The organism is Rhodoblastus sphagnicola, assembly GCF_002937075.1.
GTDB classification, from domain to species: domain Bacteria; phylum Pseudomonadota; class Alphaproteobacteria; order Rhizobiales; family Beijerinckiaceae; genus Rhodoblastus; species Rhodoblastus sphagnicola.
On sequence record NZ_NHSJ01000043.1, the window covers coordinates 87,039 to 99,664 of the forward strand.

A 12,626-nucleotide genomic window follows, 5' to 3' on the forward strand; every position below is an offset into this window, starting at 1 on the left:
CATGAGACCGGACTATAGAATTTTGTTTGTGGCGGCAATAGGACGCTATTCCACCTCGAACGCGCCGCGATCCACGCCGCCTCCGACGAGGATCTGGCGTTTTCCGGCGTGGTTGGCGGGGCCGACCACGCCTTCCTTCTCCATGCGCTCGACCAGCGAGGCCGCCTTGTTGTAGCCGACCGAAAGCCGGCGTTGCACATAGGAGGTCGAGCATTTCTTGTCGCGCAGCACCACCGCCACCGCGCGGTCGTAGAGATCGGCCCCCTCGTCGTCGCCCGTAGACAGCGACGCGGACTCGTCGTCCTCGCCATCGTCCTCGACCGTGACCGCGTCGAGATATTCCGGCTGCCCCTGCATCTTGAGATGCGCCACCACGCGCTCAACCTCGGTGTCCGAGACGAACGGACCATGCACGCGCACGATGCGGCCGCCGCCGGCCATGTAGAGCATGTCGCCCTGGCCCAGCAGTTGCTCCGCGCCCATCTCGCCCAATATGGTGCGGCTGTCGATCTTGGACGTCACCTGGAACGAGATGCGGGTGGGGAAATTCGCCTTGATCGTGCCGGTGATGACATCGACCGAGGGGCGCTGCGTCGCCATGATCAGGTGGATGCCGGCCGCGCGCGCCATTTGCGCCAGACGCTGGATCGCGCCTTCGATCTCCTTGCCGGCCACCATCATCAGGTCGGCCATTTCATCGACGATCACCACGATATAGGGCAGCGTCGACAGGTCCATCTGCTCCTGTTCGTAAACCGCTTCCCCGGTTTCGCGGTCAAAACCGGTTTGCACCGTGCGGGTGATGACCTCGCCCTTCGCCGCGGCTTCAGTGACGCGGGCGTTAAACCCGTCGATGTTGCGCACGCCGAGCTTGGACATTTTCTTGTAGCGGTCCTCCATCTCGCGCACCGCCCATTTGAGCGCCACCACGGCCTTTTTCGGGTCGGTGACGACGGGGGTGAGCAGATGGGGGATGCCGTCGTAAACCGACAGCTCCAGCATTTTGGGATCGACCATGATCAGGCGGCAGTCCTGCGGTTTCAGCTTGTAGAGCAGGCTGAGGATCATGGTGTTGATGGCGACCGACTTGCCCGAACCGGTGGTGCCGGCGACGAGCAGATGGGGCATTTTGGCGAGATCGACGATGACGGGCTCGCCGCCGATGGTTTTGCCGAGCGCGATGGCGAGGCGGTGCTTTGAATCGGTGAAATCGGCGGAGGCGATGAGTTCGCGCAGGTAGACGGTCTCGCGGCGGGGATTGGGCAGTTCGATGCCGATGGCGTTGCGGCCGGGCACCACGGCGACGCGGGCGGAGACCGCCGACATCGAGCGGGCGATGTCGTCGGCCAGCCCGATCACCCGCGAGGACTTGATCCCCGGCGCAGGCTCGAATTCGTAAAGCGTCACAACAGGGCCGGGGTGGACGCTGACGATATCGCCCTTGACGGAAAAATCCTCGAGCACGCTTTCGAGCAGGACCGCGCTTTGTTCCAGGCTTTCCTGAGGAACGGATCGCGGTCCGGCTTTGGGAAGATTCAACAATTCGGTTTCGGGAAGGCCAAAGGGATCGTTTGCAAGCCGAGACTTTGAATGAACCTGCTGGCGCCAGGGGGCGGCGGCGTTTCGCGCCGTCGCGGACTCTCCTGCATTGGCGCCGCGGCCTTTGGCCACCTCCTGTTGATCGGCGTCAAACCCCGGCTCGTCGCGAGGCGCAGCGGCGGAGGGGGCGGTCGAACGCGCGCGGTTCAAAGGGAGAAATCGTGTCAACCGATCGAACCACCGCCGCGTGGCCCGGTCCTTTTTCGCTTGGAAGCCGAGGCGCGCCTCGTCGCGCGTTTTCAGTTTGTCGGATTGCGGGAGATTGCCGAAGCCGGCGGCAAGGGACAAGGAAAAGATCGCCGCGACCGAGAGCACGAAGCTGGTCAGCACCAGGCCCGCGTCGGAAAAATAGAGACGGGGCAGCGAAAGAACCGAATCGCCGATCACGCCGCCCATTCCGGTCGGCAGAGGCCAACGCTCCGTGTTGGGCAGGAGGGACGCGAGCGCCGCCGACGAGATGATGCCGAGCAGCCAATAACCGGACCGCAGCCGGCTCTGGCGGGCGGGTTGGTGAACGGCGACCCGCCAGCCGAAAAACCCGAGCGGCGCGAGCAAGGCGATGGAACTCACGCCGATGAGTTGCATGACGAGGTCGGCGACGATGGCGCCGTTGACGCCGAGCAGATTGCGCACGGGCGCGTCGGTGGCGTGGTTCAGGCTGGGGTCGTTGATGGACCAGGTCGCCAGGGACGCGCCCAGCGCCAAGGTTGCGGCTATGATCGCAAGGCCGACAAGCTCCTGAAGCCGACGCTGCATGAACAGCCGCGCGGTTTCGGGCATGAAATCTCCGAAGGGGAAGGTTGTCGTGCGCATGAGCCCTGGGTCTGTCCTCGCGCATTTAGGGAGGTGTTCAGCATAACGTCGCCGGGTTAACCGACGCTTAACCTTCTGACGGTCGGGCCAGACATAAAAAAAGCGGCTCGAAAGCCGCTTTTTATCCGTGATATGGCCGGAATGCGCTCAGGCGGCTTCTTCGACATCGGCGTCGTCGGCGGGTTCTTCGGTCTTGGCCGTGCGACGCGGGCTCTTCTGCAACTGACCCTCTATGACCTTCAGCGCTTCGCTGTCCGTCAACTTCTGCACGACCGCGATCTCGCGCGCCATGCGATCGAGGGCGGCCTCATAAAGCTGCCGTTCGGAATACGACTGTTCGGGCTGAACTTCCGACCGATAGAGATCACGCACCACTTCCGCGATGGAGACGAGATCGCCAGAGTTGATCTTGGCCTCGTATTCCTGCGCGCGGCGCGACCACATGGTGCGCTTGACGCGCGCGCGGCCCGTCAGCGTGTCCAAGGCTTTCTTGACGACATCGGCTTCGGCGAGCTTGCGCATGCCGACCGACGCGACCTTCGGCGTGGGAACCTTGAGCGTCATTTTGTCCTTGGCGAAGGAAATGACGTAGAGTTCAAGCTTGAAACCGGCGACTTCCTGCTCTTCGATCGCGGTGATCTGGCCGACGCCATGAGCTGGATATACGATGAATTCACTGGCTCTGAAGCTCGCCTTCGTCGATCCTCCCTTGGCAGGTTTGATGGGGGCTTGAGGCTTGTTTTGATCGTTGGAACGAGGAGCGGTCGTCGCGGCGTTCGCCGACAAGGAGAGTTTTTTTTGCGTCACCTTGAACCATTCGCTAAGGTTTGAGTTCAAATCTCCAGCCCGAAAGCCGATCGGCCTTGAGCTGAAACTTCGATAAGGGCGGGCAGTCCACCCTTCTCAGCCCGGTAGGGGCTGAAATCGCTTGCAGACGCGTTTTTCGATGCGGATTCCCTTTGTTGCTTACGAGCCGAACGTTGCCGCGGCAAAGCGAACGCGCACCGCCGAGTCGATGTCCCGATCACCACATGAGCTTCAGGAAACCGGACTCCGTTGTGAGCTCGGCATTCGGAGCGAGAGACGTGACGAAGCATGACGCGACGAAGTTAAAATAAGCCCCACGCCTGAGCGGGGACTGTGCCGTTTGGTCACTATTTCCTCACGAGCTTAAGATTGTCGCGCGTTCTGTCTGGCGACTGCGTGAGCTTCAATATCATAAATTAACGAACGAATCAAAGGATTATTGATCCGCCAAAATCTCCAGGCGGTCAATGGTTAAGATCGGCGCCGCAAGTCGCGAATGCGACTTGCGTATGTCGCCTTTTCTCAGTCGCCCTGGCCGGGGTTCTTGCTGAAAAAGGCCTCCAGCTTGCCTTCGCGACCGTCGTGTTCCTTGGCCTGCGGCATGGCGTCGCGCTTGATCGTGACGTTGGGCCAAAGCTGCGCGTATTCGGCGTTCAGCGCGAGCCATTTTTCAAGATCCGGCTCCGTGTCGGGCTTGATCGCCTCGGCCGGACATTCCGGCTCGCAGACGCCGCAGTCGATGCATTCATCGGGGTTGATGACAAGCATGTTCTCGCCCTCGTAGAAACAATCCACGGGGCACACCTCGACACAATCCATGTACTTGCACATGATGCAATTGTCGACGACGACGTAGGCCATTATCCTCTCCGCACGCGACCTGAAACCGCGCGATCAACTATGAATGTGCGGCTAGCTACCGCTTTTGTTGACGCTATGCAAGCCATGCTTGGCGCGCCGCGTCCAATTTATCGGCCGCCATGGGCGCGCGTTTGCGTGTCCGAGAACAGTTCCGCCAGTTTCTCGGTCATGGCGCCGCCAAGCTCCTCGGCGTCGACGATGGTCAGGGCGCGGCTGTAATAACGCGTGACATCATGTCCAATGCCGATGGCGAGAAGTTCGACAAGGTTCTGGCTCTCGATCTGGCCGATCATCTGGCGAAGATGTTTCTCCAGATAGTGGCCGGCGTTTACGGAAAGCGTGGAATCGTCGACGGGCGCGCCATCGGAGATCATCATCAGAATCTTGCGTTGCTCCGAACGACCGAGCAATCTCTTGTAGGCCCAATCCAAGGCTTCGCCGTCGATATTCTCCTTGAGCAGCCCCTCGCGCATCATGAGGCCGAGATTCTTCCTCGACCGGCGCCAGGGCGCGTCGGCCGATTTGTAGACGATATGTCGCAGGTCGTTGAGGCGGCCGGGGTTGGCCGGCTTACCCGCGGCGAGCCAGGCTTCGCGCGCCTGCCCGCCCTTCCAGGCCTTGGTCGTGAACCCGAGGATTTCCACCTTGACGCCGCAACGCTCCAGCGTGCGCGCCAGAATGTCGGCGCAAGTCGCCGCCACGGTGATGGGGCGGCCCCGCATCGAACCTGAATTGTCGATCAGCAGCGTCACCACGGTGTCGCGGAAATCGGCGTCCTTCTCGCGCTTGAACGAAAGCGGCGTCTGCGGATCGACGATCACGCGCGACAGCCGCGCCGGGTCGAGCATGCCTTCTTCGAGGTCGAATTCCCAGGCGCGGTTCTGCTGCGCCAGCAGCCGTCTTTGCAAGCGGTTGGCCAGTCGCGCCACGACCGCCGAGAGATGGAGCAACTGCTTGTCGAGATAGGCGCGCAACCGTTCCAACTCCTCGGGATCGCAAAGATCCTCGGCGTTGACGGTCTCGTCGAATTGGGGCGCGAAGGCGCGATAGTCCGCGCCGGGCGCCATGGCGTTGGACGGCGGCGGACGCCGCGTTCCCGAGGGCTCGTCGCTCTCGCCGGGCGCGAGATCGTCGGGCGTTTCGCCCGGCGGACCGCTCTCCACGTCGCCCTCGAAGTCGGGCGTGGCCTCGTCGGCATCCTCGACGCGTTCGCTCTTGAGTTGATCGAAGGCCTGTTCCTGCTCGCCCTCGCCCCCTGACTCGTCCTCGCCATTGTCCGGGCGATCGTTGGAGTCTTCATCGTCCTCGTCGATCCGATCGTCGCCGGCTTCCGCCAGATCGAGATCCTCCAGGATGTGGCGGACGATTTTCGCAAAGCCGCGCTGATCTTCCAGCGCCGAGTCCAGGCGCGCCAATGTCGCGCCCGCCTGGGTCTCGATGACGTCGCGCCAAAGCTCGACGACTCCGCGCGCCGCGTCGGGCGGGGGGCGTCCGGTCAGCCGCTCGCGCGCCAGCAGGGCCAGGGCGTCTTCCAGCGGCGCGTCGTCGCGCGCGCGGACGGCGGACAGGCCCGCGCGTTGATAGCGGTCGTTCAGGGCCGCTTCGAGATTCTGGGCGACGCCAACCATGCGCCGCGCGCCAACACATTCCACGCGCGTCTGCTCGAGCGCGTCGAAGATCGCCCGCGCGGCCTCGCCGCGCGGCATGATCTTGCGATGCAACCCGGCGTCATGACAGGCGATCCGCAGCGCGGCGGAATCCGCCTGGCCGCGCAGCACGGTCGCATCCTGCGCGCTCATCCGGCGCGGCGGTTCGGGCAGCCGCGGCGCGCCAGGCTCCACAGCCTGAATTGCGCCCGGCTTGTCGACGACAAAGCTGACTTCGAGCCCGGGCTTGGCCGCCATGGCGCGCAGACAGCCGACCACCGCCCGCTTGAACGGTTCGGAGGGCGCCTCGCGGGGACCCGGGGCCTTTTGGTTGGAAGACGTCAAAGGGCGCGACCTCGCCGAAAAATGGTCAGCTCAGAGCGACATTCAACGCCGATTCGGGCAGATCCTTGCCGAAACAGCGCTGGTAGAATTCGGCGACCAGCGGCCGTTCGAGTTCGTCGCACTTGTTGAGGAAGGTCAGCCGGAAGGCGAAGCCGATGTCGCCGAAGATTTCACAGTTTTCCGCCCAGGTGATCACCGTGCGCGGGCTCATCACCGTGGAGAGATCGCCGGCCATGAAGGCGTTGCGGGTGAGATCGGCGACACGAACCATCTTGCCGATCGTGTCGCGCCCATCGCCGCCCGCCAGACCGTGCTTGACCTTGGCGGCCACGATTTCGACCTCCTTGTCGTGCGGCAGGTAGTTCAGCATGGTGACGATCGACCAGCGATCCATCTGCCCCTGGTTGATCTGCTGCGTGCCGTGATAGAGACCGGAGGTGTCGCCCAAGCCGATCGTATTCGCGGTGCAGAACAGGCGGAAGGCGGGATGGGGCTTGATGACGCGATTCTGGTCCAGCAGCGTCAGCCGGCCGGAGACCTCGAGAACGCGCTGGATCACGAACATCACGTCCGGGCGGCCGGCGTCATATTCGTCGAAACAGAGAGCGATATTGTTCTGCAACGCCCAAGGCAGGATGCCGTCGCGGAATTCGGTGATCTGCTTGCCGTCCTTAAGGACGATGGCGTCCTTGCCGACCAGATCGACGCGCGAGACGTGGCTGTCGAGATTGACGCGCACGCAGGGCCAGTTCAGCCGGGCCGCGACCTGCTCGATATGGGTCGATTTGCCGGTGCCGTGATAGCCGGTGACCATGACGCGGCGGTTGAAGGCGAAACCGGCGAGGATGGCGAGCGTGGTGGTGCGATCGAACAGATAATCCGGATCAAGTTCCGGCACATGTTCAGTTCGCGTGGAGAACGCGGGAACCTTCATAGCCGAATCGAAGCCGAAGGTTTCGCGCACCGCGATGAATGTGTCTGGAATCGCGAGCTTGGGCGTTGTCATCGACGTCAATTGCTTCTGTCCTCCATTGTCGCCGCGCTTTTTCCTCTCCAGTGCGAAGCGGACGCGCGCGATCCGACGGGTTTTATCCATGCACGTCCGGGCGGCGACGGGCCTAGCCTCAAAGACTCGGAATCCTTGATAGCCTTTCGGCGCGCGGGCCTACAAGCAAAAGCTTGGATTTCTTGGATCAGGCCGGGATCATACGGCCCGAGAGGAGCGCAGCACATTGTAGGCGTTGATGATCTCGCGCAGCTTATCTTCATTGGAACGATCCCCGCCATTGGCGTCGGGATGCAGTCTCTTGACCATTTCCTTGTAGCGCCCCTTGATCTCGGCGGGGCGCGCTTCATCGTCAAGACCGAGAACGTGCAAGGCCTTGCGGGCGACAACCCCGTGCTTGGGCGTCCGGCTCTTGCCCGCCTTGGCGCCCTGCATATGGAAAGGATCCTGCATGCCGGCGCTGGCGACGCCAGCGCGGTTGGCGCCCATTTTCCAGGTCGGCCGGTGGCCGATCACGGCGTCCTTCTGATAGCGGAGGACATCTTCGTCGCTCATGCCGTTAAAATAGTTGTAAGTCGCGTTATATTCTTTGACATGATCGAGACAGAAACAAAAATACTGCCCTTCCCGCAACCGCCCCATCGGCGCGCGGAATTCGCCGGGGGCCTGGCAACCGGGATGCGAGCAAACCGTCCCACGCGCGGGGCTAGGCTCCGTCTTGGCTTCGCGTCGCGTCCTGATTCGGTCGAACAAGGGTGAGTTGAGGTTCATGTTCGGCATGATATGGCGTGGTCGGCGCCGGGGGCAAGGATGATGAGGAGATTAAATCCGTTGACTTACCAAATTGCCCGCAAATGAAGGAACAGGTGAAAAAAATGGCGCTCAGTCTCCGCGAACGCATGGAATCGAAGCTCAGGCAGGCCTTCGCCTCGACAGAGGTCGAGGTCATCGACGACTCTCACAAGCATGCGGGTCATATCGTGCATGAAGGCGGGGCGCCGCAGGGGGGAGAAACGCATTTCCGCGTTCGGATCGTCTCGCCCGACTTTGCGGGAAAAAGCCGCGTGGAGCGACATCGCGCCGTCAATGCGCTGTTCGCCGACGAATTCGCCGGCGGATTGCATGCGCTGGCGCTCGATACGCGCGCGCCGGGCGAATGAACGGCGGTCATTAAATCGCCGCAAGCAAGGCGCATCGGAACCGACGCGCTTTTGAGCTTTGATTTGACGGCGGGGGCGTCCATAACGCGCCCTTGAGCGTCTAATACGCGAATTTGCCTGAAACGCGATCCGGAGGTATGCGGAACGCCATGAGTCCCAAGTCCTTTCGTTCCTCTCTGCGTCTGACTTTGCTCACGGCGCTCCTCCTGCCTGGCCTTGCTGCGCCGAACCAGGCTTTCGCCGCGCGCAAGCACGCCAAAGCCAAAGCCGCGCCCGCGCAAGCGGCGGTCGCGCATGTGCCGACCCCTTATATCGCCATCGACGTGGAGAGCGGCCGCGTCATCGCCCAACGCGATTCGACCCGCGCCTGGTTCCCGGCCTCGGTGACGAAACTGATGACGGTTTACGTGGCGCTCGACGCTGTCAAGTCGGGGCGGCTTACGCTCGATACGCCCCTGTTCGTGAGCGCGCGCGCGGCCCGGATGCAACCTTCCAAAATGGGTTTTGCGCCGGGCGCCCAGGTGACGCTGGGAAATGCCTTGAAAATGCTGATGGTCAAGTCGGCCAACGATCTTGCTGTCACCATCGCCGAGGGCGTCTCGGGATCGGTCGAGGCTTTCGCCGATGAGATGAATGCGTCGGCGCACGCCCTGGGCATGCAGGAGTCGCATTTCGTCAATCCAAACGGGCTGCACGATCCCAATCATTACAGTTCCGCGCGCGACATGGCGATTTTGGGTCGCGCCATCCTGCTGCGCTTTCCCGAGCGCGCCGATCTCTTCAATATCGGCGCCTTCAGGCTCGGGGACCAGATCGTGCCCACCCACAATGGGCTGCTCGGCCGCTATCCCGGCGCCGACGGGATGAAGACCGGCTTTACCTGTCCGGCGGGGTTCAATCTGGTCGCCAGCGCCACGCGGTCAGGCCGTCGGGTGATCGTTGTGGTCTTTGGCGACACGTCCGCGCGCGTGCGCACCGCTCACGCGGTTGACCTGCTGAATCAATCCTTCGCCGGTTCCGCTTCGAACACCACGATCGCCGACCTGCCCTCGGCTGGCGGCGCGCCGCCGAACATGAAGGCCGTGGCTTGCGGCGGCCGGAGCAAGCAAGCGCAACTCGCCGCCGAGAGCGAGGATTTTGCCGCGCCGGTCGCGGCGGCGGAAGGCGAACAGGCGGCGCCGGCCAGCGGCGCGGCAATCGCCGCCTTGCCGCGTCCCAGCTATGAACCCGTCGATCTCTTTGTTGGCCCGGCGCCGGGCTATCAGGGACCGGTCGCCGGTCCTCGTCCCGCCGACACGCCGATCGGCGTCATCGCTTATTCCGCGCCGCCAGCCGCCGCCGCGGCTTCGGCGATCTCCCATCATGCGGCGACGCCCGCGCCGAAGCCGGTCCACGCCCACAAGGCCGCCAAGCACAAAGCGGCCGCGATCAAGGGCGCGGCGACAAAAAAGGATGACAAGGCGAAGGCGGGCGCCGACCAGCCCAAGCACGACAAGGCGGCCGCGCATTGACAGACGCCTCATCGAGATCGCAACGCCCCGCGCCGGTTCCGCTGACGATCCTCACGGGATTCCTTGGGGCCGGCAAGACGACCCTGCTCAATCGCCTGTTGCGCGATCCCGGCCTGGCCCGGTCCGTCGTGCTGATCAACGAATTCGGCGAGATCGGGCTGGATCATCTCTTCGTCGAGAAGATCGACGGCGACATGGTGATGCTGGCGTCGGGATGCGTGTGTTGCACCATTCGCGGCGATCTCGTCGATGCGCTGGAGAAACTGCTGCGTGACCGCGACAACGGCCGCATGGGGGAATTCGACCGGGTGATCATCGAAACCACGGGCCTCGCCGATCCCGCGCCCGTGCTGCACACGCTCATGAGCCACCCTTATTTCCTGATGCGCTTCCGGTTGGACGGCATCGTGACCTTGGTCGATGCGGTCAATGGCGCAGCCACGCTTCAAAATCACCCGGAAGCGCTGAAACAGGCCGCCATCGCGGATCGTCTGGTGCTTTCCAAGACCGATCTGCTCGACAGCGACGAAAGAAGGCATGCGTTCGAAACTCTGACGCGCCGGCTCCACAACATCAATCCGACCGCGCGCTTGCTGCGCGCCGAGGATCCGATCGGCGCGGCCGAATTGCTCAATGCGGGTTTGCATGATCCCGACTCCGCGCGCCCGAATGTTCGCGCCTGGCTGAACGCCGAGGCCTTGGCCGAAACGGCCGTCACCGACACAGCATCGACCGACACCTGCGCCGTTTGCGGCGAGGACCACGATCACGCGCACCACGACCATGCCCATCACGACCATGCCCATCACGATCACGGCAACCATGACGAGGCTATCCGCAGTTTCTGTCTCACCAGCGCGGAACCGCTGAGTCCGAACGCCTGCGGTCTGTTTCTGGAAATGCTGCGCAGCGCGCACGGGCCAAATCTCCTGCGCGTCAAAGGTTTGATCGCGCTGTCGGACGATGCCGAGCGTCCCCTCGTCATCCATGGTGTCCAGCACGTCTTTCATCCGCCGGTTCGGCTGGACTCCTGGCCCGATGCGGATCGGCGCACCCGGATGGTCTTCATCGTCAAGGATCTCGACGAAAAATTCGTCGAAGGGCTCTATCGCGCCTTCGCGGGTCAGGCCGCCGTCGACAGGCCGGACGCGACCGCATTGAGCGCAAATCCGCTGGCGCCGCGAGCGGGCGGACTGCTCGGCTGAATTCTGGCCCAAAGTTTGAATGATTCTAACTGGAGCTGTTCTGGTGAGGTCATTTGGTGTCAAAACGGCGCAAAATGCCGGACTTTGTCGCTGATATGGCCGGAGTTGAAGCATTTGACCGATTCGTACTGGCTTCCTGCCTCATTCTTGAACGGGCTATCGCCGGGCGCTTTGGACGCGCCGCGATCCCCGGAGGCGGACCTCGCGCGCGGGGCCGACGATTCTCAGCCGCCCTTCCCGCATTTCCTCGAATGTCTCGGCGTGGAAGAGGCGCAAAACTATACGGCCGAATGGGCGGACCTCTGTGAACGCGCGCTGGAGCCGAACATCTTCTTCGCGCCCGGTTTCGCCTTGAACGCCGCGCGCCATATTCCAGGCTCCGGCAAACCCGAATTCCTGTTTTGCTGGGAGGCTGAAGGCGTGAAGGCGCGCGGCCGTCTGCTGGGCGTCTGGCCTCTCCTGTTGCCGCAATCCACGTTTTCGTCGCTGGCGCGGAGTTGGAGCCACGATTACGGTTGCTCCGGCGCGCCCTTGCTCGACCGCGCCCGCGCGCCCTTCGCGCTGGAGCGGATGACGGCGTGGCTGCGCCAACATCACCGCCATCTCAGCGTCTTGGAAACGACCCAGTTGGTCAAGACCAATCCGGATTTCATCGCCATGAGCGAGCATGCGCGGCGACACAATCTTCCTTTCAAAATTGTCGGGCAATATGACCGCGCCAGACTCGACGCCACTCCGGTGGCGGTTGGCGCCCGCGACTTCATTTCGTCCAGGAAACGCAAGGAATTGCAGCGGCAGTATCGGCGTTTGCGCGAGTTGGGCGCAGTGGCGTTCCATGTGACGCGCGACGCCGACGACCTCCGCGCGCAGATCGAGGCCTATATGCTGCTGGAGGCCAAGGGCTGGAAGGGCGAGAAAGGCACGGCCTTTCTCAATGACGCGGGTTTGGCGACCTTCCTGCGTGCGATGAGCCGGACGCTTGGGCTTGACGGCAAATGCCGGATCTATTGGCTGTCGCTCAACCAGAAGATGATCGCCGGAAATATCGTCTTGCTGGATTCCCGGGGCGGCGCCTATTTCTGGAAAACCACCTATGACGAGGATTACCGTTCGCTGTCGCCGGGCGTTTTGCTGACCATGGACATGACCGACCGCCTGCTCGAGGACAAGGACGTCGCAACGGTGGATTCCTGCGCCGTCGCCAATCATCCGATGATCGATCACCTCTGGCGCGGACGCTTGTGCATCGCCGACGTCATGATGGGCGCCGCGCCGGATCGCGCCTTCGCGTTCAATGTCGTGTTGCAACGCGAAAAGTTTCGCCGCTCGTTGCGGGAAAGGGTCAAGACCGTTCTGGCGCGGATCAAGGCGCGCTGAATGAGCGGCGATTGCGGCCGCCAGCGCCTCGACAAGTGGTTGTGGTTCGCGCGCATGGCGCGAACGCGCGCGCTGGCTCAGGAGTTGATTGAGCACGGCTATGTTCGCGTTGACGGCCGCAAGGCGCAACAGGTGGCCCGACAGGTCGGCTCGGGAAATGTGCTGACCATCGCCCTGGCGCAAAAAGTGGTTGTCCTGGAAATCCTCGGCTGCGCCGAGCGGCGCGGCTCCTATCCCGAGGCGCAAAAACTCTATCGGCTCATCGGTCCCGACGCGCCCGAGGGCGAATGAGCGCG

11 protein-coding genes are annotated in these 12,626 nt (G+C 63.0%); 5 read left to right on the forward strand and 6 right to left on the reverse strand.

Annotated elements, in window-relative coordinates:
- Nucleotides 1-45 precede the first annotated feature (45 nt).
- The 6 genes from CCR94_RS06925 to CCR94_RS26445 form a co-directional block, all read right to left on the reverse strand.
- Nucleotides 46-2,379, reverse strand: coding sequence for a DNA translocase FtsK (locus CCR94_RS06925; RefSeq protein ID WP_104507148.1), 2,334 nt, complete (start codon nt 2,377-2,379; stop codon nt 46-48).
- A gap of 180 nt (nt 2,380-2,559) precedes the next feature.
- Complete coding sequence (locus CCR94_RS06930; RefSeq protein WP_104507188.1) at nt 2,560-3,135, reverse strand: CarD family transcriptional regulator; 576 nt, start codon at nt 3,133-3,135, stop codon at nt 2,560-2,562.
- Between the two features lie 606 nt (nt 3,136-3,741).
- On the reverse strand, nt 3,742-4,080 hold the full coding sequence (gene fdxA, locus CCR94_RS06935; protein ID WP_104507149.1) for a ferredoxin FdxA: 339 nt from the start codon (nt 4,078-4,080) through the stop codon (nt 3,742-3,744).
- 107 nt (nt 4,081-4,187) lie between these two features.
- A complete protein-coding gene (gene cobT / locus CCR94_RS06940) occupies nt 4,188-6,071 on the reverse strand; it encodes a cobaltochelatase subunit CobT (RefSeq protein WP_104507150.1) in 1,884 nt (627 codons plus the stop codon).
- A gap of 25 nt (nt 6,072-6,096) precedes the next feature.
- Nucleotides 6,097-7,077: a cobaltochelatase subunit CobS gene (gene cobS, locus CCR94_RS06945; protein WP_104507189.1), complete on the reverse strand. Its 981-nt coding sequence runs from the start codon at nt 7,075-7,077 to the stop codon at nt 6,097-6,099.
- A gap of 198 nt (nt 7,078-7,275) precedes the next feature.
- Nucleotides 7,276-7,632: a J domain-containing protein gene (locus CCR94_RS26445; RefSeq protein ID WP_338052973.1), complete on the reverse strand. Its 357-nt coding sequence runs from the start codon at nt 7,630-7,632 to the stop codon at nt 7,276-7,278.
- A gap of 320 nt (nt 7,633-7,952) precedes the next feature.
- Here CCR94_RS26445 and CCR94_RS06955 point away from each other — a divergent pair, with 320 nt between their 5' ends.
- The 5 genes from CCR94_RS06955 to CCR94_RS06975 all read left to right on the forward strand — a co-directional run bounded on the left by CCR94_RS06955 (nt 7,953) and on the right by CCR94_RS06975 (nt 12,621).
- Complete coding sequence (locus CCR94_RS06955; RefSeq protein WP_104507191.1) at nt 7,953-8,237, forward strand: BolA family protein; 285 nt, start codon at nt 7,953-7,955, stop codon at nt 8,235-8,237.
- Between the two features lie 149 nt (nt 8,238-8,386).
- The gene (locus CCR94_RS06960) at nt 8,387-9,748 is read left to right on the forward strand and encodes a D-alanyl-D-alanine carboxypeptidase family protein (RefSeq protein WP_104507192.1); all 1,362 of its coding nucleotides are present in this window, start codon (nt 8,387-8,389) and stop codon (nt 9,746-9,748) included.
- Nucleotides 9,745-10,953: a CobW family GTP-binding protein gene (locus CCR94_RS06965; RefSeq protein ID WP_104507151.1), complete on the forward strand. Its 1,209-nt coding sequence runs from the start codon at nt 9,745-9,747 to the stop codon at nt 10,951-10,953. Before CCR94_RS06960 ends, CCR94_RS06965 begins: the two co-directional genes overlap by 4 nt.
- Nucleotides 10,954-11,100: 147 nt before the next feature.
- Nucleotides 11,101-12,330 (forward strand): GNAT family N-acetyltransferase, encoded by a 1,230-nt coding sequence (locus CCR94_RS06970; RefSeq protein WP_158254655.1) that lies wholly within the window; start codon nt 11,101-11,103, stop codon nt 12,328-12,330.
- On the forward strand, nt 12,331-12,621 hold the full coding sequence (locus CCR94_RS06975) for an RNA-binding S4 domain-containing protein (protein WP_104507153.1): 291 nt from the start codon (nt 12,331-12,333) through the stop codon (nt 12,619-12,621). It abuts the gene before it with no gap.
- Nucleotides 12,622-12,626: the final 5 nt, after the last annotated feature.

Bases quoted from the DNA above. Each gene is read 5' to 3' on its own strand.
- CCR94_RS06925 (WP_104507148.1), bottom strand. From the start codon at position 2,379: ATGCCCGAAACCGCGCGGCTGTTCATGCAGCGTCGGCTTCAGGAGCTT.
- fdxA (WP_104507149.1), bottom strand. From the start codon at position 4,080: ATGGCCTACGTCGTCGTCGACAATTGCATCATGTGCAAGTACATGGAT.
- cobS (WP_104507189.1), bottom strand. From the start codon at position 7,077: ATGACAACGCCCAAGCTCGCGATTCCAGACACATTCATCGCGGTGCGC.
- CCR94_RS26445 (WP_338052973.1), bottom strand. From the start codon at position 7,632: ATGAGCGACGAAGATGTCCTCCGCTATCAGAAGGACGCCGTGATCGGC.
- CCR94_RS06955 (WP_104507191.1), top strand. From the start codon at position 7,953: ATGGCGCTCAGTCTCCGCGAACGCATGGAATCGAAGCTCAGGCAGGCC.
- CCR94_RS06960 (WP_104507192.1), top strand. From the start codon at position 8,387: ATGAGTCCCAAGTCCTTTCGTTCCTCTCTGCGTCTGACTTTGCTCACG.
- CCR94_RS06975 (WP_104507153.1), top strand. From the start codon at position 12,331: ATGAGCGGCGATTGCGGCCGCCAGCGCCTCGACAAGTGGTTGTGGTTC.